The organism is Emergencia sp. JLR.KK010, from assembly GCF_037018265.1.
GTDB classification, from domain to species: Bacteria; Bacillota; Clostridia; order Peptostreptococcales; family Anaerovoracaceae; genus Senimuribacter; species Senimuribacter intestinalis.
This window is the reverse complement of record NZ_CP143550.1, coordinates 2,868,749-2,889,956: the sequence shown is the minus strand read 5'-3', so window position 1 is coordinate 2,889,956 and position 21,208 is coordinate 2,868,749. Positions and strand designations below refer to the sequence as shown.

Annotated in this window: 19 protein-coding genes; 11 read left to right on the top strand and 8 right to left on the bottom strand. The window is 45.3% G+C overall.

The annotated features are described in order from the left end of the window. Window positions 1-27: 27 nt before the first annotated feature. Window positions 28-1,845 carry a sigma 54-interacting transcriptional regulator gene (locus V1225_RS13930; RefSeq protein WP_338546917.1) on the bottom strand — a complete coding sequence of 606 codons (1,818 nt, stop codon included), beginning with the start codon at window positions 1,843-1,845 and terminating at the stop codon, window positions 28-30. Window positions 1,846-1,990: 145 nt separating this feature from the next. On the opposite strand from V1225_RS13930, the gene V1225_RS13925 reads away from it, so the two are divergent. The 5 genes from V1225_RS13925 to V1225_RS13905 are packed head-to-tail and all read left to right on the top strand — an operon-like array spanning window position 1,991 to window position 6,950. Continuing rightward, window positions 1,991-3,181: a pyridoxal phosphate-dependent aminotransferase gene (locus tag V1225_RS13925; protein ID WP_338546915.1), complete on the top strand. Its 1,191-nt coding sequence runs from the start codon at window positions 1,991-1,993 to the stop codon at window positions 3,179-3,181. A 20-nt stretch (window positions 3,182-3,201) separates the two neighbouring features. Next, complete coding sequence (locus tag V1225_RS13920; RefSeq protein WP_338546914.1) at window positions 3,202-4,179, top strand: succinylglutamate desuccinylase/aspartoacylase family protein; 978 nt, start codon at window positions 3,202-3,204, stop codon at window positions 4,177-4,179. Window positions 4,180-4,194: 15 nt separating this feature from the next. Continuing rightward, entirely contained in the window at window positions 4,195-5,226 is a 1,032-nt protein-coding gene (locus V1225_RS13915; RefSeq protein ID WP_251631013.1) for a Gfo/Idh/MocA family oxidoreductase, read from the top strand. 10 nt (window positions 5,227-5,236) lie between these two features. Continuing rightward, the gene (locus V1225_RS13910; protein ID WP_338546912.1) at window positions 5,237-6,139 is read left to right on the top strand and encodes a fumarylacetoacetate hydrolase family protein; all 903 of its coding nucleotides are present in this window, start codon (window positions 5,237-5,239) and stop codon (window positions 6,137-6,139) included. Window positions 6,140-6,155: 16 nt separating this feature from the next. Further along, a complete protein-coding gene (locus tag V1225_RS13905) occupies window positions 6,156-6,950 on the top strand; it encodes an SDR family oxidoreductase (RefSeq protein WP_161907808.1) in 795 nt (264 codons plus the stop codon). Between the two features lie 286 nt (window positions 6,951-7,236). On the opposite strand, the gene V1225_RS13900 is transcribed toward V1225_RS13905, so the two are convergent. From V1225_RS13900 to V1225_RS13880, 5 genes are all read right to left on the bottom strand, one after another. Next, window positions 7,237-7,923: a zf-HC2 domain-containing protein gene (locus tag V1225_RS13900; RefSeq protein WP_251631007.1), complete on the bottom strand. Its 687-nt coding sequence runs from the start codon at window positions 7,921-7,923 to the stop codon at window positions 7,237-7,239. A 12-nt stretch (window positions 7,924-7,935) separates the two neighbouring features. Continuing rightward, a complete protein-coding gene (locus tag V1225_RS13895) occupies window positions 7,936-8,421 on the bottom strand; it encodes a sigma-70 family RNA polymerase sigma factor (RefSeq protein WP_251631005.1) in 486 nt (161 codons plus the stop codon). Between the two features lie 66 nt (window positions 8,422-8,487). Continuing rightward, window positions 8,488-9,105: a DUF4125 family protein gene (locus V1225_RS13890; protein WP_251616630.1), complete on the bottom strand. Its 618-nt coding sequence runs from the start codon at window positions 9,103-9,105 to the stop codon at window positions 8,488-8,490. Between the two features lie 23 nt (window positions 9,106-9,128). After that, window positions 9,129-10,088: a DUF4037 domain-containing protein gene (locus V1225_RS13885; protein WP_251631001.1), complete on the bottom strand. Its 960-nt coding sequence runs from the start codon at window positions 10,086-10,088 to the stop codon at window positions 9,129-9,131. Further along, window positions 10,085-10,948: a tetratricopeptide repeat protein gene (locus V1225_RS13880; RefSeq protein ID WP_338546911.1), complete on the bottom strand. Its 864-nt coding sequence runs from the start codon at window positions 10,946-10,948 to the stop codon at window positions 10,085-10,087. Before V1225_RS13880 ends, V1225_RS13885 begins: the two co-directional genes overlap by 4 nt. A gap of 833 nt (window positions 10,949-11,781) precedes the next feature. Between V1225_RS13880 and V1225_RS13875 the strand changes: the two genes are divergently transcribed. From V1225_RS13875 to guaA, 5 genes are all read left to right on the top strand, one after another. Beyond that, window positions 11,782-12,435, top strand: a complete 654-nt coding sequence (locus V1225_RS13875; RefSeq protein ID WP_338546910.1) for an HAD family phosphatase — start codon at window positions 11,782-11,784, stop codon at window positions 12,433-12,435. Window positions 12,436-12,444: 9 nt separating this feature from the next. Beyond that, window positions 12,445-12,987, top strand: coding sequence for a DUF4352 domain-containing protein (locus V1225_RS13870; protein ID WP_338546908.1), 543 nt, complete (start codon window positions 12,445-12,447; stop codon window positions 12,985-12,987). A 22-nt stretch (window positions 12,988-13,009) separates the two neighbouring features. Beyond that, window positions 13,010-16,327, top strand: a complete 3,318-nt coding sequence (locus V1225_RS13865) for an SNF2 helicase associated domain-containing protein (RefSeq protein WP_338546906.1) — start codon at window positions 13,010-13,012, stop codon at window positions 16,325-16,327. Between the two features lie 183 nt (window positions 16,328-16,510). After that, window positions 16,511-18,019: an IMP dehydrogenase gene (locus V1225_RS13860; protein WP_160203099.1), complete on the top strand. Its 1,509-nt coding sequence runs from the start codon at window positions 16,511-16,513 to the stop codon at window positions 18,017-18,019. Window positions 18,020-18,030: 11 nt separating this feature from the next. After that, complete coding sequence (gene guaA, locus V1225_RS13855) at window positions 18,031-19,572, top strand: glutamine-hydrolyzing GMP synthase (protein ID WP_161907800.1); 1,542 nt, start codon at window positions 18,031-18,033, stop codon at window positions 19,570-19,572. Between the two features lie 128 nt (window positions 19,573-19,700). On the opposite strand, the gene V1225_RS13850 is transcribed toward guaA, so the two are convergent. Both V1225_RS13850 and V1225_RS13845 read right to left on the bottom strand, forming a co-directional pair. Continuing rightward, window positions 19,701-20,168, bottom strand: coding sequence for a hypothetical protein (locus V1225_RS13850; RefSeq protein WP_016281900.1), 468 nt, complete (start codon window positions 20,166-20,168; stop codon window positions 19,701-19,703). A 112-nt stretch (window positions 20,169-20,280) separates the two neighbouring features. Beyond that, on the bottom strand, window positions 20,281-20,826 hold the full coding sequence (locus V1225_RS13845) for a helix-turn-helix transcriptional regulator (protein WP_161907798.1): 546 nt from the start codon (window positions 20,824-20,826) through the stop codon (window positions 20,281-20,283). Between the two features lie 179 nt (window positions 20,827-21,005). On the opposite strand from V1225_RS13845, the gene V1225_RS13840 reads away from it, so the two are divergent. Then, on the top strand, window positions 21,006-21,200 hold the full coding sequence (locus tag V1225_RS13840) for a helix-turn-helix domain-containing protein (protein WP_251616650.1): 195 nt from the start codon (window positions 21,006-21,008) through the stop codon (window positions 21,198-21,200). Window positions 21,201-21,208: the final 8 nt, after the last annotated feature.

Here is a 21,208-nt window from a genome sequence, read left to right as displayed (position 1 = left end):
AAAAATTATCATAAAAGATAATTTTTATCAATTTTGATAATCTTTCAAAATGCGATACAAGGTAGCAATACCGATACCCAGACTTGTCGCTGCATGTTTTTTGCCTTTGGTATCCCAGCCGTATTTATCGAGGGCTTTTAAGACTTCGTCAATTTCAGTTTTTCGTCTGGTATCACGGAGTCTTGCAGCAGCAGACGGCACAGTTTGCGCAAGCACGGCAGCTTCTGCCTGAATCAGCTCAGCAGAATAGATATCAGTATTCTTTTTCGGAGATTTAATTCTCGCCGGAATGCTGAAACTGGTGAGAATTTCTTGACTTTCCACATTGAGTGCGCATTCAATGGTATTTTCCAGTTCTCTGATATTGCCCGGCCAGTGGTAATCCATCAGAATTTTCGCAGCCTGAGGGGTCATATCGCAGACGTGTTTGCGAAGATGTCTTGAATATTTCTCCATAAAATGACGGGAAATGACCAAAATATCCTCGCTGCGCTCGCGCAGAGGCGGAATGAAAATCGGAATGACGTTGAGTCTGTAATAAAGATCACTTCGAAATTCTCCATCCTCCATCATCGTTTCCAGGTTTCGGTTTGTTGCAGCGATTACCCGCACATTGATGGAAATGCTTTTGTTCCCACCGACCCGTTCAATGGTGCGTTCCTGCAGCATGCGCAGAAATTTTACCTGCAGGAAAATCGGGATATCGCCAACTTCGTCGAGAAAGAGAGTGCCGCCGTTTGCCAGCTGACATTTACCGATTTTACCGCCTTTTTTTGCACCTGTAAAAGCGCCGTCTTCGTAGCCGAACAGTTCGCTTTCCAGCAGCGTTTCCGGGATAGCGCCGCAGTTGATGGCAACAAAAGGTCCATCCTTTCTGCTGCTGTGATTGTGAATGGCTCTGGCAAAGAGTTCTTTCCCGGTGCCGCTTTCACCGCGGATTAGGACGGTAGAGTCGCTGCCGGCGATTTTATGAGAAAAATCGATGACTTCACAGATGGCTTTAGATTCACCGACAATATCGCTAAATTCCACCTTATAGTCGGATTTGTGTAGGATGTTAGAGGCGATATTGCTAGCTTCTGTAAAGCTTTTTATGTTGAGAATGGTGCCGTGCTTAGTGCCGCTTGCCTCGATTCGCTTGGCAGTGAGCAGCACATTGACTTCGCCTTGCTCGTTGCGAATGGTGACTTCATTGTCGATATAGAAAGGCGTCTTCTGAATATCGGCGATAACTTGGTCCGGCAGCACACAGCTGATATGGCTTCCGATGAGTTTTTCTGTAATGCCGAAGTTTCTGGTGGCAGACTCGTTGATTCGATAGATGATGGAGTCGTTATCTACAGCGATGACGCCATCATGAACTGAGTTCAAAATAGCAAGGGTTTCGTTGAGATTGACCATGAGCTGATCAGCATATTCGACGGTCTCAATTCTGCTGGAAATCAGTTCGGAGAGTTTTTCGGTGAAGTCGACGAAGAGATCGCGACCGAAGAGACCGTTGTTTTTCTGTTCGTCAGTAAAGGCAATAAAGCCGATTGCGCCGCGAATCTCACCGTTGACGTGAAGGGGCGCATAAACTGCTGCCTTTTCTTTACAGTTATTCTTATTCTCGCAGTCGGCGCAGGCAGGTTCTTTGCCGGGACTGCTGATTACTATTTTCTGATTTTGCTCTATTACACTCTTGAATACGTTGGAGTTTTCCACTTTACTTCCGATTTCTGCCTTGTACAGACCAGTGCCTGTAGTTCTGATAAAGCCTGTGTCGATGGTGGTAATGACCACATTGAAAAGCTCAGAAACGATTTCACAGGTTTCCTGAATAAAACTGTACTTTTTATTTATCATAGCGTATTTCCTTCCTGCTTTACGTGTACCTGGTTTAAGATGATTATATTCGTTCACAAAAATTTGTCAAATTTTTTGATTGGCACAAAACTTGCGGTTAGGGATATGGTATCACGAGAAATTTTCAGAACAAGGGAGGTCAATCATGACAAATAAAATGAAGCAGAGTGTGAAAATGGACACCATTCCGTTTTCTGGTATCAGAAAAGTATTTGAAGCAGCAGGAAAGCTGGAAAAGGAAGGAAGAGAAATTATTAATCTGGGCATCGGGCGCCCGAATTTTGATACGCCGGCATTTATCAAAGATGCAGCAAAGAAAGCTTTGGATGATGGGTATACCTACTATACATCCAATTACGGGACGGAAGGTCTGCGTCAGGCAGCAGCTGATAAATTCAAAAGAGACAACGGTCTTGATATGACGATGGACGACATCATCGTAACAGTCGGTGCTAATCAGGCAGTTTCCATCGCGATGACAGGGCTTCTGGATCCGGGCGATGAGGTGCTTGTTCCCAATCCATCCTGGCTCCACTATTTTTACTGTGCAGAACTTGCCGGAGCAAAGACAGTGTCTTATCCGCTGCTGGAGGAAAACGATTTTAATGTGCAGATTGAAGACATCGAAAAGCTGGTTTCACCAAAGACCAAGATGATTATCGTAAACACGCCGAACAATCCTACCGGCTCGGTACTCAGTAGAGAAAGTCTGGAAAAAATTGCAAAGATTGCAAAAGACAACAATTTGATCGTGCTTTCTGATGAAATTTATGAAAAATTGTTATATGATGGAAGTACGCACACCAGTATCGCATCTCTTCCTGGCATGGCGGAGAGAACCATCATCATCAACGGTGTATCCAAGGCTTACGCGATGACGGGCTGGAGAATCGGTTTTGCGGCTTCCAAGAATGCCGAATTCATCAGCGCTATGATTCGTGTACTGCAGTATACTGTAACCTGTGCTACTTCTGTATCACAGTATGCAGCTGAAGCGGCTCTGGCAGGACCGCAAGGATGTATTGAGGAAATGCGTGTGCAGTTTGATAGAAGAAGAAAACTGGTCTATGAGTCCATCAATAAAATCGAAGGTCTTAGCTGCAATTGCCCAAAGGGTGCGTTCTACTGCTTTATGAATATTAAAGGGCTTGGCATTACAGATGAAGAGGCTTCAGATTATTATCTGAATGAAGCTGGCGTCGCCATGATTCCGGGCTCTGCCTTCGGTGAATATGGAACAGGCTATCTGCGTATCGCTTTTTCTAATTCTTATGAAAACATCGAGAAAGCCATGGGCAAAATCAAGGAAGCGACAGAAAAGCTATTAAAAAAATAAACTGAGTTGGAGGATATTCCATGTTAAAGGTATTAGATTTTGAAATTGAAAAAGGCGATAAATGGATAAAAGATATACCGGTTTGCGATGAAGCTGGGACTGAAACCAGTTTTCCATTTTATGTTATCGCCGGAGAAAAAGACGGACCAGTGCTTTGCATTACCTCGGGCGTTCACGGTACGGAGTATCCGGGCATCGGTGCGAATTTGACGCTGTATCATGAAATTGAGCCCAGTCAGCTTTCCGGCACTATCATCGGCGTGCCTCAGTGCAACTTCGCATCTTTTCAGGCGAAGGTGCCTTTTGTGAATCCGCTGGATGGAAAAAATCTCAACGATACGTTTCCCGGCGATGCGGCAGGCACCATTACCGAGCGTCTTTGCTATACACTGGTTCATCAGGTTGCGGCAAAGGCAGACTATCACATCGACATGCACAGCGGCGACAGCATTGAGTGGCTGTACCCTTACGCCTTTTATCACATCAGTGAAAAAGACGAAAAGGTAACAGAAACAGCACGGGTGCTGGCAAAGGTATACGGGCTGGATTACGTGTCTTATACGGAAACGGATGGGGCAGGCGCAACGGACAGAGGAAATTTCTATGCCGCAGTCAGCGAGCTGGGCATTCCGAGCATTCAGCCGGAAATCGGTGGTATCGGACTCATCGAGGAGGAGACGAAAATGCTCCACTATGAAGGCGCAAAGAATGTGATGAAACACCTCGGCATGATTTGCGGCAGTGTAGCGGAAAATCCGCGCCAAAAGGAACTTTCCAGATTTTACCGTCTAAAAGCTTCACAAAACGGTATTTATAACTGCCGCGTAACCCCGGGTGAAAAAGTGAAAAAAGGTCAGCTGCTGGCAGTTTTGACAGACTACCATGGAGATCAGGTTTACAGGGAGTTTTATGCAGAAGAAGACGCAGTGATTTTATGGGTTATGTCTACTTTTGCTGCATGTGAGGGTGACAATCTCATGGCAATCGGTGTAATTTAAAGGAGGACGTGAATTTTGAACATAGGAATCATTGGTTATGGCGGTGTGGGAAAGGCACTGGTGCGACTTTTGAATATGCAGAAAGAAATGCTGGATGCGGAAGACCTCTCTGTTACGGTCAGCTATATCGTCGATTATTATGGCGGCATCTATGCTGCAAAGGGAATTGATTTGGCTGCCTTGGAAGTTTTTACAGAAAGAGAAAAGGATATTACCAAGTTTTCCGGCGGAAGTGCAGATATTACTGCAGCTGAGATAGCAGCGGATCCTGCGGTAGATCTGGCAGTGATTATGACGCCAACCAATAAGGAGACAGGACAGCCAGGGCTTTCTTATGCGGAAAGTCTGCTGAAAGCAGGAAAACACGTGGTGATCTCCGATAAGGGACCGATCATGCTGGCTTATCATAAGCTGGCAGCACTGGCAAAAGCCTGCGGTGTACAGCTTGGAATCGGCTGCACTACAGGAGGCGCTCTTCCATCCGTCAACGCCGGTGTCATGGACCTTGCGGGAAGCAGTATTACTTCCATTGAAGGCGTGCTGAACGGAACGACCAACTTTATTCTAAAATATATGGAAGATCATCACTGTGAATATGAGAAGGCATTAAAAATTGCTCAGGAGTACGGTATTGCCGAGACCGATCCGACTCTAGATGTGGAAGGCTGGGATACTGCCGGAAAGCTCCTGATTTTGACAAACGTGCTGATGGGCGAAGATAAAACGCTGGCTGATATCAAGGTAAGCGGAATTACTGCTCTCTCTGCGGCGGATATAGAAAGTGCAGCGGCAGCGGGGCTGAAATATAAGTTGGTCGGCAAAACCGTCAGAAAGGACGGACAGCTTCACATGTCTGTAGGCCTTGAGAGACTGCCGGCTGAACATCTGCTTTACAGTGTCGAGGGAAAGAACAAAGCAGTTCGTTATGTTTCAGACACTTTGGGGGAACTTGCGGTTATCGGAGGCGCCAGCGGTGTTATTCCGGCAGCAGCATCAATTTTGCGCGATATCGTCAATATACACAGAGGATATCAGTTTATCAGATAGGAGGCAAGAAATGCGTTTAGCGACTATTCAAATAAAAGGCGGGGAATTTGCAGGAATTGTAACGGAGAAGGGCATCGTTCCCATAGAAGAAGTCAATGCCACCTGCGGCACATCCTGGGAAACTCTGCTGTATGATTTAATCTGCACCGGACAGCTGGAAACTTTGACGGTCTGGTACAATGACGGCGGAAAAGAAAAGCTTGCAGAGATGAACTGTGTACCTTTTGCAGAAGTGAAGTACGCACCTCTTTACAGAAATCCCCAGAGAATTTTTGGAATCGGCTTAAACTATGTGGATCACGCCGGAGATTTAGGTGAAGGTGCGCCTAAGGGCTTTCCGGGGAGTTTCTACAAGCCGGCTTCTTGTATCGTAGGGCCGGGAGATGAAATCTGCATTCCTGCCATGGAAGAGGCGCAGAAAACCACCGGAGAGGCGGAACTGGGCATCATTATGGGAAAGAAGTGCAAGTTTATCGGTGAAGATGAATGGCAGGACTATATTGCCGGCTATACTACAATTCTGGATATGACGGAGGAATCTATTTTGCGTCAGAATCCGAGATTTCTGACCCTTGTTAAGGGCTTTGACACCTTTTTCAGCTTTGGTCCGCATTTGATTACGCCGGACGAAGTGGAAGATGTATCTGCCCTGGAAGTGCAGACGGTGCATAACGGAGAGATTCATGCGGCAAATACAGTGGCCAACATGACCCACAGTCCATCGAGACTGGTTTCGCTGATTTCTCATATGCAGGGGTGGCTGCCGGGTGATATTCTATCCACGGGAACTCCGAGAGCAGTGCATATCCAGGACGGTGATAGCTTGGAGTGTCGCATTTTTGGATCGGACGGCTTTGCCATGGAACCGCTTGTGAATCCGGTCGTGGATTTAAAATTACAGAAAGAAAAATAATGAGGAGGGAATATCTATGGATTTAGGTTTAAAAGATAAATGCGCTCTGGTGCTGGCATCAAGTTCAGGACTTGGAAAGGCAGTAGCAAGGGAACTTGCGGCCGAGGGAGCAAAGGTTATGTTGTTTAGCCCGTTTTTGGAGCAGCTGCAGGAGGCTAAGGCGGAATTGATCAGTGAAACGGGAAATGAAAATGTGGACTTTTTCTGCGGCGATATGACTCACCTTGCGGACATCAAAGCGCTGGTTGCTGCTACCTGCGAGAAATTCGGACCGATCTATGCGCTGTTCAACAATGCAGGCGGACCGCCGGCAGGACCACTTAATTCCTTTGACGATGAAGCGTGGTACAAAGCTTTTGACTTGACGCTTCTTTCTTATCAGAGAGTAGTGCGGGAGGTTGCACCGATTATGATGGAAAACGGCGGCGGCAGAATTGTCAACTCCACATCTTCTTCTGTGAAGGCAGTTCTCGACAATCTGGGGCTATCAAACACCATGCGTGCCGGTGTAGTAGGCTGGTCTAAGACTGTTTCTCAGGAGCTTGGAAAATATAACATTCTGGTCAATGTCATCGGACCGGGACGCATCGGCACTGCAAGAATCGATCAGCTGGACAAAATGCGTGCAGAAAAACAGGGTATTTCCGTAGAACAGCTGCAGGAAAACACTTGGAAGACCATTCCGCTGGGCAGGTACGGAAGACCAGAAGAATACGGCAAACTGGCAGCATTCTTGCTGTCATCTACTGCAAACACCTATATCACAGGTCAGACCATCTTAGTTGATGGCGGACTGGTAAAGGCGCTGTAACGAGTGGAAGGCTGCCTGAGCTAGTGTGCATAAATTTTAAAATAACTCTCAAAATATGCACACGGGCGTGCATAAATTTAAGAAAAACGACTGAAATATGCAGAAACGGCGAGGTTTATTCGGGATTATCCTATAAACCTCGCCTGTTTTTGGCAAAAATCTGCATATATAGCGAATTATTATGGAAAATATGCACGGATTTCTGAAGAGATGTGCATATTTTAGAGAAAATTTTCGATTATATGCACAACGGGAAAAAGGCGATGCAAGTGACTGTAAACCACTGCTACTCCATAAATGTTATCTTTCCCTGATATAAATCGGCAATGTTGATTTTTACTACCTTATCTTTCAGACTCAGCGTAAAATAGCTTTGGTCTGTGATATGGGTTTTGTTGCCGAAGGAATCATAAATGGTATCTTTGTTGATGAAGGTGTAGCCAAAGTAAGCCTTATTGCGGAGGACTTTTTTAAATGGATTTTTGTGGAAAGCTTCCAGCTCTACATAATCGACCTCTGCCTCACCGGCATTCTGGTGATAGCCGCCGACATAGCTGTTTAATATCACATTCTGCGATTTTGATGTAAAGATAATATCTACCATACCATCGAATTTTTCACAAGTAATGGTGATATCATTGATGTCAGGGCTAAAGCCGTGGGCAAAATAGTAAGTGCCGCCGCCGAAAATCAGCAGCAGGGTAAGGATTGTAATTCCCACCGCTCTGCGGGTACGCTTTCTCAGTTTGAGAAAGGGCTTAATATCGTGGTCGGCATCTGCTGCGGCGTTTTCTTTTTCCGAAGGCAGCTGGGGCATTTCAACAGCAGCTTTCATATCTTCTGCAATTTGCGCGCAGGCAGGGCATGTCTTTAGATGGTTTTCGATGGCTTCGCTGCTGGCAGGACTTGTTAGTCCCTCTAAATAGCTGGGAAGCAAATCTCTGGTTAATTCGCAAATAATTTCGTTTCTCATTCCTGTTACCTCTTATTCTTTCGATATTTTCTGCTTAGCGCGATAGAAGGTGACACGTGCCCAATTTTCTGTTTTTTCGACGATATCGCCGATTTCCTTAAAAGAAAAGGCGCCGGTCAGTCTGAGCAGAACGACTTCTTTTTCGATGTCAGAAAGCAGATGCACTTTGCGAAACAGCGCCATTTTTTCGTCTTTAACAGAAAATGCCTGTTCCAGCGTAAGTGCATCTGACACAAGGGCTTCACCGTTTAAATCTGCCAGCGGCACTGCTGATTTTCTCTGCCGCCGTGCAAGCTCCTGATACCAAAGGTGCTTGGCGATTTGACAAAGCCAGGTGGAAATTTTGCAGGAACCGTCGTATTTGTTTGCTGTGCGCACAGCCTGATAGAAGGTTTCCTGTGTCAGCTCCTCCGCCGTATTTTCTTCCATGCAAAGTGTCATCAAAAATTTGAACACGTAGTTGGCGTAGTCCTTGTATGCGGCGTCCATATCCAACATTTTATCACCTCTCTTTGTCCATATATCGGAAAAGATCGAATTTCGTTACAGGAATTTTAAAATTTATTATCGTAGGCTTTCCTCAGCCTCATCAATTGTCGCGTAGCCGTAGAGGTGCACCATGGAGTTTTGAATCATGATAGCAAGAGATTTGCCTTGGGATTTCAATTCTTTTAGATAGGCGGCGTAAAGTTCCAAAAGATCGGTCGGGTAGGTTGCAAGTTCGCCTCTCGCATAGGTTTCCTGAGAGGTAAAGCCAGTGCTGTCGCCGTCTGCGGTAATAGGTCTTCCTGCGCCGGAAAGTTTCGGATACTGCTTTGCAAAATCCTTTTCCCATTGGATCATGGTTTCCACGATTTCGTTGATTAGACGGTAATTTTTTACTGGCACGAAAGGCATATGGGATGCAACGTACTTGTTGTAGTAGTGTAGATCGGTGTATTCCATCATACGACCGTACTTCTCGGTCACCAGATTTCTGCCGTCAGCTTCGCAGGAACAGGCATACGCATAGTAGCGGGTGAGCATTTCGTCTGACCAGTTTTCGTACTGACTGCGGCGCATGATATAAAAGGTTTCAAAATCATCCTGACAGCTTGCTCTGCCGCCGATGTTTTCGACCTTTTGAAACATATTCCATTCTAAATCGATAATGTCTTCGATGAGCTTGATATCTTTTTCCATGTGAGATTTCCTTCCTTATATAATTAGTTAGGGCAGTCTGCCATGGGGTGCATGGCGGCAAGCTGCGGGTCCTTAATTCCTGCCATAAGACTTGCAAGGTGGCTCTGCAGGAAGTTATCTTCTTCCTGTGAAAGTCCCTGTGCGCGAAGCTCTGCTGCGACTGCAGCGCAAATTTCTTCCGTCAGCTTAAAGGCTGTGTCGTGGAGTTTTGCTGTAGGCTCTTTTTTCAGCAGAGCAGGAATGTCTGCAAGAGCTGTAAGCAGCGGTGCGACAGTGTCTGCCAGCCTCGGCAAAGTCTTCATGCTGAAAAATGCCCATTTATAAAATGGTGTATACCGCTTGTTCAAAAGATGCACCATAGAGATAGTCGCTTCTGTAAAGCGGGCAAGGGCAAGGGTTACCGCCACTTTATCCTGACGCTTAATTAGGCGGAGAAGATTGTATTGACCTGCCTGCGACATGATGGCGGCGCGAGCAGCAATTTTCTTGCGGCGAACATCTTCCGGATAAAAAGCGAGAAGGCTCCCCCTCGTCATAGAAAAGTCTCTGTTCTTATTATGAAAAAGCTGACCGTTTGTGGCGACAGCAAGCTGTGCTTCCGGGGTCATGAGCCAATCTAGATTGTTCTCGGGACCAGTAGGACTTCCAGTAAAACGCTGATAAAAGCTGCTGTTTGTCATCACACCCAGTCTGTCATCTGCGATGATATTTTCTCTTGAAAAGCCGCAGAAACTGTGGGGAAGCTTTTCATAAGCCTCCCGCAGTGCTTGTCCATAGCGGGCAAAGTCTTCTTCTGTGAGCCAGATGCAAAATCCCGGCGCAAAGTCGTGATCCTGAGAAATCGTATCGTCGAAACCCATGCACTGGGAGCCTTCGCCGCAAAGTCCTGCGGAAATCCGCTCAAAGAGGGACGGCTCTACACTTTCGATCATTTCTTTTCCATAGGTTTCGTAATACTTTCTTGATAGCTCTAGTCCGTTCATCTTCCAATCCTTTCGTAAATGGCGGCGGCTTTGTCTGCGAAGGATTTTGCAAGGTCTGTATCGCCTAGCTGCGTGTAACAGCGGGCAGTATTGTCTGCGAGGACGGCATAGCTTGCGTTATCATCGCCGAAATCTCTTGCCATAAGCTCCATCGCTTTTTTGAACTGATCGATTGCTGCTGCAAATTCGCCCTTTGCATAGCAGATTTCGCCAAGAACATTGACCGCTGCGGCATAGTGGACATCGCTGTCACCGCCGGCTTTTTCAAAGGACGCAAGCGCCAGCTGTACTTTTTCTTCGGCATCTTTTAGGCGCTTTGTGACGAGACAGAGCTGCGCCCAGTTGGTGTAGGTGATAGCAACTTCGGCTTCGGTTTCTGTCAGATTTTCTAAAACGGAAAGTGCAAGACGCAGGTATTTTTCTGCATTTTCAAAGTCTTCAAGATCCTGATACACAGAGCTGATGTTGTTGTATAAAGTCGCCATGCGGTAGTCTGCAGTCAGACCCTTTGCGGTAAAAATTCTGGCGGCTTCTCGGTAAAAGGAAAGTGCTTTTTCCTTTTCTCCGGTCAGCGTGCAGGTGGTGGCATAATTCATCAGGGTGGTGGCGTGGTGTTCACTACCGGAAAGTCCCAGCTGTTTCAAATAGCCGAGGGCCTTTTCGTAAAGAAGGATTCCCTCATTGTAGCGGGATAGCATGCGATAGTAGCCGCCAAGCTCACTGCAGATTGCGATGGCGGAGCCGAAATCGCCAGTGCTTTCTGCACTCTGCAAACTCTCTTTCATATATATTTCTGCCTGCTGCATTTCCTTGTTTGCAAAGAGTGCATCAAGCTTTGTAAAAAACTGATTTATATCCATAAGAAACTCCTTTCCATTGTACCTAATAGTATACCACAAAATTCCATAGGTGAAACCGGAAGATTTGGATAGGCGGGGTGGAGGGTTTTGCAAGTATATAATGATGTTTTAACTTATATTAATTTTTTTAGGGAAAAATGTATAAGTGAAAGTGTAAATCTTAACCGAGAATTGGAAAACGTGAAAAAAATGTATAAAAACACTTAGGAAAGACGATTCAATTTGAATCCAGGCAGGGCTTTATAGCCGATTTTGCAATGAAAGCTTGCATATTATGCAATATTTTGTGATTATGTTTAATATCTTGCAAGAACGTTTATACACTTTTTTCGAAATTACGCAATTTAGGTTAAATCACTTTTTTCATTTTTGTATGTTTATTGTAGAATAGGAATTGATAAAAATAAGGAAATATTGCGGACAAAGGGGAAGAAGTCTTATATTGACGAAAGAACGCACGTTTGTTATAATGAAATGACAGATGAGAAACAGGTAGTAAGCTGGAGACAGCTTCACATACCAGGGATAGAAATGCCGTTGGGCGGTTTGGTCACTCTCCAAAAGAGGGGGTGATGCGATGAACTACATAACAATATCTGATTTGCTTCAGTATACGTTAGTACTCATTGCCCTTGCGACCTTGTATAAAGGCCGCAAGTAGAGAAAACCGCCAAACGTGATTGTTTGACGGTTTAAGACAATGCTTTTGGACTAAGCCGCTCTACCACAAACGGCATATCCTTGTTAATAACAATATACCATACCACAGTCAGATATGTCAAGGGAATGGAATTGATAAAATATAACAGAATAACACATAGTAAGGAGAACTGATGATAAAAGGTTTTGTCTTTGATATGGACGGGCTTCTCTTTGACTCAGAGCGGATTGTGCAGCGCAGCTGGAATGCGGCAGGCAGTGAACTGGGCTATGAAGGCATCGGGGAGCAGATTTACAACACGCTGGGTTTTAACAGAGCGCGGCGGGCGGTATATTTTAAAGAAATTTACGGAGATGACTTTCCTGCTGAAGCGTTTCAGGAAAGGGCGGCGCGGCACTTTGTACAGATTGTAGACCTCGAAGGCATGTCCATGAAAGAGGGCGCTCGGGAGGTTCTAAAGTTTGCAAAGGAAAAAGGAATAGCTGTGGGGCTTGCTACTTCTTCATCGGAGGGCTATGCACGCGGCAATTTGCAGAGAGCTGGGATTGAATCGTATTTTGATGGACTGATTTCGGGTAATATGGTGGGACGCAGCAAGCCGGATCCGGAAATTTATCTCAAAGCCTGTGCAGCTATAGGGGTAGCGCCGGCAGAGGCGATAGCCTTTGAGGATGCAGCTGCAGGCATTTTATCTGCAAGCAAGGCGGGGCTTAGGACGGTTATGGTTCCAGATTTGGTGCAGCCTGCAGAAGAAATTTTAGAAAAAGTATGGATGCTGAAGCCCTCTTTGACGGAGGCGCTGGAAGAATTAAAGAAAATTTTGTGAGGAAATGAAATGAAGAAGAGCAAGTATATTGTCATAAGTTTATGTTTGGCGCTGGTGCTGGCATTGACCGCATGCGGCGGAGAAGAAAAAAACTACGGACCGCTTTTGGAGCAGGCAAAAGAGGCAGAACTTTATGTTGGGAGTCTGACGACAGGGCTGCTAGGGGACACTTTGTCCAACAGTTTCTTTGAATGGACGGTGAAAGATGTTCGAACCGAAAAGGAAATCTATGGAAAGACAGCAAAAGATGGCAAGAAATTTGTTATCGTAGATATTTCTGTGACCAATACAACTGATGAGGAATATGAAATCGGCAATTATGATTTTGTCGCCTATGTAGCGCCGGATATGGACAGCGGTTTGACAGATACTATGGACAGCTTTGATGACAGCATGTACCCGGATCAGGAAATGCTGGCTGCCGGGGAAAACAGAACCGGAAAACTGATCTTTGAGGTGGACGAGTCAGTAGAGGAACTGATTGTCGATTACATCGAATTTTTCGGGGATGAGGAGATGGGAAATACTAACTGGTTTGATTTGTTTGTGTAGAAATTACAAGAGGGAAGTGTAAATGCTAAGACGCAGTGATATTAAAGGTATGGCGGGGAATTCAACCTACGGGAGGGGCATAGAGCTGTACCAGAAGAGCAAGGTTTTGCAATACCATGTTGAGACAGATATGATAGATTCGGATTTTGAAAATGTCATTGCAAAGGTTAAGGGAAGCGGACGCAACACCTATACCGTTGAGATTACTTATGATATTGCAGGGGATGAAGTTGAGTCGACTTATTGTGACTGTCCGGCCTTTCAAAGCTATCGTGGGATTTGCAAGCACTGTGTGGCGGCGCTTCTTGAATATATGGAATATCAGCAGGAACAGGAGGGAAGATATAAGGCAGCTGCTGTGAAGCCACAATATCCCGGAATGATATCTAAAAACAGGCAGGATGCTGCCTGTCGGCAAGCGAAGGAAAGAGATACGACGGCAACATTCAAAGCTTTAATAGAAAAAGAGATTGCAAGAAGGACGGCACCTGCGCTGCAGCCGCAGCTACAGGGGCAGATTCGGCTGCAGCCCTACCTTGAAATGTCTGAGAATGCAGATATGCAGGTTTCATTTAAAGTGGGAAGTGAACATCTATATGTTTTAAGAGATATCTTTCAGTTTGTGGAGCGTATGCACAGGCAGGAAGAGTATGCTTACGGAAAAAAGCTCTCGTTTATTCATACACTGGAGGCTTTTGAAGAGGAGTCACGGGCTTATGTTGTGTTTCTAATGGACTGGGTGCGGGAAAATAAGAAAAGCTATCTGAAATCAAAGGGCTATTATAGTTTCTATTATGATACAGCACCGGCAATGCGATACATGGCACTTACAAGCAGTTCTTTGGAGAAACTTCTGGAAGCGACGCTGGGGCGGAGCATTGAAGCTTTTATCCCTGCTGCCAGTGCAAGAAACTGGGAAGTTTGTCAGGGAAAACCTGACCTGTCTTTAACCATTGAGGGACAGGAAAACGGCGTTGAAATGCACTTAAATTGCCCAACTGTTTACGAAAGCAGTCAATATCTGATCTTCTTTAAGAAGGGTGTAATTTATTTGCACAGGGACAGGGAAAATGCAGAACTGATGGAACTGATTCGCAGTTTTGCAGCGTCGGGAAAGACTGTTTATGTAAAGAAGGAGGATTTACCTGCGTTTTGCAGCCAGCTTCTGCCGAAGATAAAAGATTGGATGGAAGTGCAGTACGAGAACTTTGAGCCAAACGATTATGCTGCCGAGGAGGCAGCCTTTGAATTTTATTTAGATGCACCAATAAAGGATGTGATTACCTGTCAGGCAAAAGGTGTTTATGGAATGGAAAAATATAACCTTTTGGATCCATCTGTAGATTTAACCCGAAGAGATTTAGCAAAAGAGGCAGAGGTGCTCAGGCTGATTCGTCCATATTTTGAATCTGCAGCAGAAAAAAAGGATTGCCTTGCGGTGGAGAGAGACGAGGAACTGATTTTTGCGCTTCTTACAGAAGGTCTTGATAAGCTGCGGGAGATGGGCGATGTTTATATATCTGATGCTTTGAAAAAAATCAATGTGCATCCGACACCAAAGGTATCTGTACAAGTGTCTGTATCTGGAAGTCTGCTGGATTTATCGCTGCTTTGCGGGGATATGTCAAGGGAAGACCTTGTGGACATTTTGAGTCGCTACGATAAAAAGAAAAAATATCATCGCCTGAAAAATGGAGATTTTATCAATATCGATGACGAGGGCATTGATATGCTGGCGGAATTGAAAGAAAGTTTGCATTTGTCGGCAAGGGAACTTTTGGGAGACAAAGTTTTGCTCCCTAAATACAGGGCGATGTACCTCGATCAGGCATTAAAAGAAAAATCTTCACTTCCCGCTGAGAGAGACAGGGAATTTCGTGCGTTGATTCGTAATATGCGTACGACAGAGGATAATGATTATGAACTGCCTTCCGGAATTTGTGCGGCTCTGCGCGAATATCAGAAAAGAGGTTTTTTATGGATGAAAACTTTGTCCAGTTATGGATTTGGCGGCATTCTGGCAGATGATATGGGTCTTGGAAAAACACTGCAGGTGATAACCTATCTCCAGTCTGAATGGGAGGATAAAGGTCGGGGGCAAAGACCTCACCTGATTATTTGCCCTGCATCTCTTGTTTACAACTGGGAAAGTGAACTGCAGCGATTTGCGCCGGCGCTTCCTGTTCGAGTCATCGCAGGAAATGCGGCCGAGAGAAAGAGGGAAATTGCTGCTATTGAAAATGGAGATGTTTGTATCACTTCCTATGAACTTTTGCGAAGGGATATCACAGCGTATGAACAGAAGATCTTTGGCTGTCAGGTGATTGATGAGGCACAGTACATAAAAAATCACGGGACGCAGAGCGCAAAGGCAGTGAAATTGATTCGAGCGTCTTTTCGTCTGGCGCTGACGGGCACTCCAATCGAAAATCGCCTCAGCGAGCTATGGAGCATCTTTGACTATCTGATGCCGGGATTTTTGTTTGGATATGAGAGATTCCGCAAGGAATTGGAAATTCCAATTGTGCAGAGCAGTGATGAGGCTGTGATGCAGCGGCTTAGGAAAATGGTTCAACCATTTGTTCTTCGCAGGCTCAAGGCGGATGTGCTTCGGGATTTGCCGGATAAAATTGAAAAGAATACGTTTACCAGATTGACAGGTGAGCAGCAGGAACTCTATGATGCGGAAGTAAAGAAACTGCAGCTTATGCTGACGCAGCAAAGCGACGAAGACTTTAACACAGCAAAGATAAAGGTGTTGGCAGAGCTGACGAGACTGCGCCAAATTTGCTGTGATCCGGGACTTTTTCTGGAAGGATATAAAGGCGGTGCATCTAAGATGGAACTTGCTATGGAACTGATTGAAAATGCTGTATCCGGTGGACATAAAGTTTTATTGTTTTCTCAATTTACGTCGCTGTTCCCGCAGCTTATGCAAAAACTGACCGCGTCGGGGCATTCCTATTATATGCTGACTGGAGCAACGAAAAAAGAGGAAAGAACCCGGATGGTAAATGCTTTTAATCAGGATTATACCCAGGTGTTTCTAATTTCGCTGAAAGCAGGAGGAACGGGGTTAAACCTGACCGGCGCAGATGTAGTCATTCATTTTGACCCGTGGTGGAATCTGGCGGTGCAGGATCAGGCAACCGACCGGGCACACAGAATTGGTCAGAAGCGTGTTGTGAATGTGTATAAGCTCATTGCAAAGGACACCATAGAGGAAAAAATTTTGGAGATGCAGGAGAAAAAGAGACAGCTTTCGGAACAGCTTCTTTCAGGCGGCGATATGAGTGGGACGATGCTCACCAGAGAAGAATTGCTGGATCTCCTCAACTAAGAAAACCTTGTGAAAAAAATATTTATCAAAAAAGGCTGAAAAGGTTCAAATTTGCCCTTGAAAAAGGTCGCCAAATAGTATAAAATTATTGGCAACACTTTACGGCAGGAGACCTTTTCAGCCGTTTAATTTATAAGTAATTTGTTTAACATATTTTATTATTTTAGGAGAGGAGTAACATTAATGGCACACTATTTCAATGAACCTTCAAGAACTTTCAACGAGTACCTTTTGGTACCTGGCTATTCTTCCAAGGAATGCAGAGTAGAAAATGTTAGCTTGAAGACCCCGATTGTTAAATTTAAGAAAGGTGAAGAACCTTCAATTACCGCAAATATTCCACTGGTTTCCGCAGTCATGCAGGCCGTTTCCGATGATAAAATGGCAGTTGCACTTGCTAAGGAAGGTGGAATTTCTTTTATATTTGGTTCCCAGTCTATTGCTAGCCAGGCGGAGATGGTTCGCAAAGTAAAATCCTATAAGGCGGGTTTTGTAAAGAGCGATACCAACCTGAGACCGGATCAGACTTTGGAGGATGTACTGGAACTGAAGGCAAGAACTGGTCATTCTACCATTGCGATTACCGAGGACGGTACAGCAGAGGGAAAAATTGTCGGTCTGGTAACCAGCAGAGACTACCGTGTCAGCAGAATGTCCACCGACACCAAGATCAGCGAATTTATGACACCGTTTGAGAAGCTGATTTACGCCAAGGACGGATGCACTTTAAGCGAAGCTAACGATATTCTTTGGGATAACAAGCTGAACGCAGTGCCGGTCATCGACGATAAGCAGAGACTGACTCATTTCGTATTCAGAAAGGATTACGACAACCACAAATCCAATCCGAATGAGCTTTTGGATGCTCACAAAAGATATGTAGTGGGCGCCGGCGTAAATACCCGTGACTACGAGGAAAGGATTCCGGCTCTGGTCGATGCAGGAGTGGACGTGCTTTGTATCGACTCTTCTGAAGGCTACTCCGAGTGGCAGCTCGACACCATCAAATGGGTCAGAGAAAAATACGGCGACACTGTGAAAATCGGCGCTGGCAACGTTGTTGACCGCGATGGTTTTAATTTCCTGGCAGACGCTGGTGCAGACTTTGTAAAAATCGGTATTGGCGGCGGCTCCATTTGTATCACAAGAGAACAGAAAGGTATCGGCCGCGGACAGGCTTCTGCAGTAATCGAAGTTGCTGCTGCAAGAGATGAATACTTTGAGAAAACCGGTGTATACGTGCCGATTTGCTCCGACGGCGGTATCGTGTATGATTACCATATGACTTTAGCGCTGGCTATGGGTTCTGACTTTATCATGCTGGGCAGATACTTTGCCAGATTTGACGAATCACCGACCAACAAGCTGAATATCAACGGCAACTATGTAAAGGAGTACTGGGGCGAAGGCTCCAACCGTGCCCGCAATTGGCAGAGATACGACCTGGGCGGCGATCCTAGAATGAAGTTTGAAGAGGGTGTAGACTCTTACGTGCCTTATGCAGGACCGCTTCATGATAACGTGACGCTGTCTCTGAATAAAGTAAAATCCACCATGTGCAACTGTGGTGTTCTGACCATTCCAGATCTGCAGAAAAATGCGAAGCTGACGCTGGTATCTGCGACTTCTATCGTAGAGGGCGGCGCACATGATGTGATTCTGCGTGACAGTTCTCAGAATGCGATTAGATAGAGGCTGTCAAAATGAATAAAGAACTGATTATTGTTTTGGACTTTGGCGGGCAGTACAATCAGCTGATTGCCCGTAGGGTCCGTGAAGCAGGGGTTTACTGCGAAGTGCACCCTTATACAATGCCTTTGGACGAGCTAAAGGCGAAAAATCCCAAAGGGATTATTTTGACAGGAGGTCCTAACAGTGTATACGACATGGAGTCTCCTCATTATGACAAAGCGCTTTTCAGCGCAGGTATTCCGATTCTGGGCATTTGCTATGGCGCACAGCTGGTTGCCTGGGCTCTCGACGGCAAGGTGGAAACTGCGCCGGTCAGTGAGTATGGAAAGACAGAAATTACGATTAAAAATAAGGACGGGATTCTCCGTGATGTAGACGACTCTACTATCATGTGGATGAGTCATACCGATTATATTGCTAAAGCGCCGGCAGGTTTTGCGGTGACTGCAAGCACGCCGGTGTGCCCGGTGGCTGCGATGGAAAACGCAGAGGCGAAAATCTATGCGGTACAGTTCCACCCGGAAGTAACCCACTCGGTACAGGGAACTGAGGTGTTGTCTGCTTTCGTTTACGGTCCGTGTGGCTGCAAAGGGGACTGGAAGATGGACGCTTTCGTCGAAAACACTATCGCAGAAATCCGTGCCAAAGTGGGAAATGGAAAAGCGCTGTGCGCTCTGTCCGGTGGTGTGGATTCTTCCGTTGCGGCGGTTATGATGTCCAAGGCCATCGGAAAGCAACTGACCTGCGTATTTGTGGATCACGGTCTTCTGCGTAAAAATGAAGGGGATGAAGTAGAAGCTGTATTTGGTCCTGAAGGTCCGTATGACCTGAATTTTATCAGAGTCAATGCGCAGCAGCGTTTTTACGATAAGCTGGCAGGAGTGACCGAGCCGGAGGAAAAGAGAAAAATCATCGGTGAAGAATTTATTCGTGTCTTTGAAGAAGAGGCGCAGAAAATCGGTGCTGTGGATTTCCTGGTGCAGGGCACCATTTATCCGGATATCATTGAATCGGGATTAGGCGATTCTGCGGTAATCAAGAGCCATCATAACGTGGGAGGGCTGCCTGATTATGTGGATTTCAAGGAAATCATCGAGCCGCTGCGCATGCTGTTTAAGGATGAAGTTCGCCGTGCAGGTCTGGAATTAGGCATTCCGGAGTATCTGGTCTTCCGTCAGCCGTTTCCGGGACCGGGACTTGGGATTCGTATTGTCGGTGATGTAACTGCCGAAAAGGTAAAGTTGGTGCAGGACGCTGATGCGATTTACAGAGAAGAGATTGCTGCTGCTGGTCTTGATAAGGAAATCAACCAGTATTTTGCGGCCCTGACCAACATGCGTTCCGTCGGTGTCATGGGCGACTTCCGTACATATGATTATGCGGTGGCGCTTCGCGCTGTTACCACCAGCGACTTCATGACCGCTGAGGCAGCAAAACTGCCTTGGGAAGTCATCGAAAAAGTGACTACGAGGATTATCAACGAAGTGGATCACGTGAACAGAGTGTTCTATGACTGTACGGGAAAACCGCCAGGGACGATAGAGTTCGAGTAACAGATAAAATCCCGGAAATGCTGATAAAATGGGCATTTCCGGGAGTGCTTTATGCCGTTTGGCTCTAAAATGGCTCTAATTATTTGAGGAATACTGGATTTTGGGCGGGTATCATGATACCTGCTTTTTTAATACAGAGGAATTTCGCCCTCATAGTTGTCGGCTCTTTCCAACAGGGGACCGGTTGCACCCATTGTAAAAGCTATATCACTGCTTCGGATAGACAATAGTTCCATTCCAATCTTCAGATTAAGAAAATCTAATATCTGCTGATTAAGCTGAATTACACCATTCTCTGAAATATTTACCCAACAGTATGACCGCCCTTTGTATTTGACAAATTCGCCCTCTGCGGTCTGATAATTCAGTAAAGCCGGATTATCAGTAAGAATGTGTCCTAACTTTGATGGTTCTAACAATCCTTTTCTTGTCACACAAAAGCCGCCAGTGACCTTGCTTCCAGTAAAAAGATAGACTTTTCTCTCTGCTGTGGCGTTGTACTCTGTAAGAGCCTGTGTTGGGAGATGGATTGTCAAGTCATCTCGTATCAGCGATTTTCCGAAAATAAATTTACCGCCTTTATTCATCTGTGGCATATATCATCAACTCCTTTTCTTAAAAGTGGAAATCTACTATACCACAAGAAAGTTCAAATGTCACTAAGGCTCTCTAAAGTGTGGCAAATATTTTTCGGTATAGTGAGAATGGCTAATTTTCGGGATAAATTTTTACAGATATACCTCTAACACCTTTTTTAACAATCTTACTGTCATCAAGAATACTCTGCTTAACAGCGTCCAAATCCTTTGAGAGTGCTTCAATCGCCCGTTGGTGTTCTTCTTCTGACGAGAAGCGTTCCGTATCATTCAAAAGGTTCTCCTGCAATTCTCTTGCTTTCATGTATACGCCCAACTTATGATTGAGCAGGGAGTTCTTGAAAGATATTTTGATTGTAGCGGGATTAAAACTTCCGTCCTCGTACCTCTCAGCTTCAAAGTTCATATCTAATTGTTCGTCCATTTTCAAAATCAAAGACAATACATCTGACACTGTTTCTATATCAAAATCCATGAAAACATTGATACTGATACCCAAAGCATTTGCAATTTTCAGCAGTTGGTCGGGCTTGGGATTGCGGATGCCATACTCATACTTTTTAATTGTGGCGGAATTAATGCCGGAAAGCTGTCCAAGCGTTTCCTGTGATATGCCGCGCAAATTCCGAAAGTGTTTAATCTTTTCCCCGGTAGTCATGACAATACCTCCAATTTATGTGATTTTCGTTAGTGCTTAGTCTAATTCTATCATACTAGGACACATTTGTGTATAAAAATTTAAAATAAATACTTGACGTTCACAAAAGTGTACCGTATAATAAAAACATAAAGGTCACATATGTGTACCTAAAATAAAAAAGGAAAGGACAGGACTATATGGAGAATGGAAAGAAAATGTATGTAACGGTAGAGGAAGCGGCTGAAATGCTTGGTGTATCAACGGGTTATGCCTATAAGATTATCCGGGGGCTGAATGAGGAACTGAAAGCAAAGGGCTATCGGACAATCTGCGGCAAAGTCCCGACAAAATACTTTGAAGAAAAATTCTACGGTCTGACCGTAGCCATGTAGGAAAGGAG

What these genes read in the sequence shown, in the direction of transcription:
- V1225_RS13930 (WP_338546917.1), bottom strand. Translation starts at nt 1,845, where the DNA reads ATGATAAATAAAAAGTACAGTTTTATTCAGGAAACCTGTGAAATCGTT.
- V1225_RS13925 (WP_338546915.1), top strand. Translation starts at nt 1,991, where the DNA reads ATGACAAATAAAATGAAGCAGAGTGTGAAAATGGACACCATTCCGTTT.
- V1225_RS13920 (WP_338546914.1), top strand. Translation starts at nt 3,202, where the DNA reads ATGTTAAAGGTATTAGATTTTGAAATTGAAAAAGGCGATAAATGGATA.
- V1225_RS13910 (WP_338546912.1), top strand. Translation starts at nt 5,237, where the DNA reads ATGCGTTTAGCGACTATTCAAATAAAAGGCGGGGAATTTGCAGGAATT.
- V1225_RS13905 (WP_161907808.1), top strand. Translation starts at nt 6,156, where the DNA reads ATGGATTTAGGTTTAAAAGATAAATGCGCTCTGGTGCTGGCATCAAGT.
- V1225_RS13900 (WP_251631007.1), bottom strand. Translation starts at nt 7,923, where the DNA reads ATGAGAAACGAAATTATTTGCGAATTAACCAGAGATTTGCTTCCCAGC.
- V1225_RS13895 (WP_251631005.1), bottom strand. Translation starts at nt 8,421, where the DNA reads ATGTTGGATATGGACGCCGCATACAAGGACTACGCCAACTACGTGTTC.
- V1225_RS13890 (WP_251616630.1), bottom strand. Translation starts at nt 9,105, where the DNA reads ATGGAAAAAGATATCAAGCTCATCGAAGACATTATCGATTTAGAATGG.
- V1225_RS13885 (WP_251631001.1), bottom strand. Translation starts at nt 10,088, where the DNA reads ATGAACGGACTAGAGCTATCAAGAAAGTATTACGAAACCTATGGAAAA.
- V1225_RS13880 (WP_338546911.1), bottom strand. Translation starts at nt 10,948, where the DNA reads ATGGATATAAATCAGTTTTTTACAAAGCTTGATGCACTCTTTGCAAAC.
- V1225_RS13875 (WP_338546910.1), top strand. Translation starts at nt 11,782, where the DNA reads ATGATAAAAGGTTTTGTCTTTGATATGGACGGGCTTCTCTTTGACTCA.
- V1225_RS13870 (WP_338546908.1), top strand. Translation starts at nt 12,445, where the DNA reads ATGAAGAAGAGCAAGTATATTGTCATAAGTTTATGTTTGGCGCTGGTG.
- V1225_RS13865 (WP_338546906.1), top strand. Translation starts at nt 13,010, where the DNA reads ATGCTAAGACGCAGTGATATTAAAGGTATGGCGGGGAATTCAACCTAC.
- V1225_RS13860 (WP_160203099.1), top strand. Translation starts at nt 16,511, where the DNA reads ATGGCACACTATTTCAATGAACCTTCAAGAACTTTCAACGAGTACCTT.
- guaA (WP_161907800.1), top strand. Translation starts at nt 18,031, where the DNA reads ATGAATAAAGAACTGATTATTGTTTTGGACTTTGGCGGGCAGTACAAT.
- V1225_RS13850 (WP_016281900.1), bottom strand. Translation starts at nt 20,168, where the DNA reads ATGCCACAGATGAATAAAGGCGGTAAATTTATTTTCGGAAAATCGCTG.
- V1225_RS13845 (WP_161907798.1), bottom strand. Translation starts at nt 20,826, where the DNA reads ATGACTACCGGGGAAAAGATTAAACACTTTCGGAATTTGCGCGGCATA.
- V1225_RS13840 (WP_251616650.1), top strand. Translation starts at nt 21,006, where the DNA reads ATGGAGAATGGAAAGAAAATGTATGTAACGGTAGAGGAAGCGGCTGAA.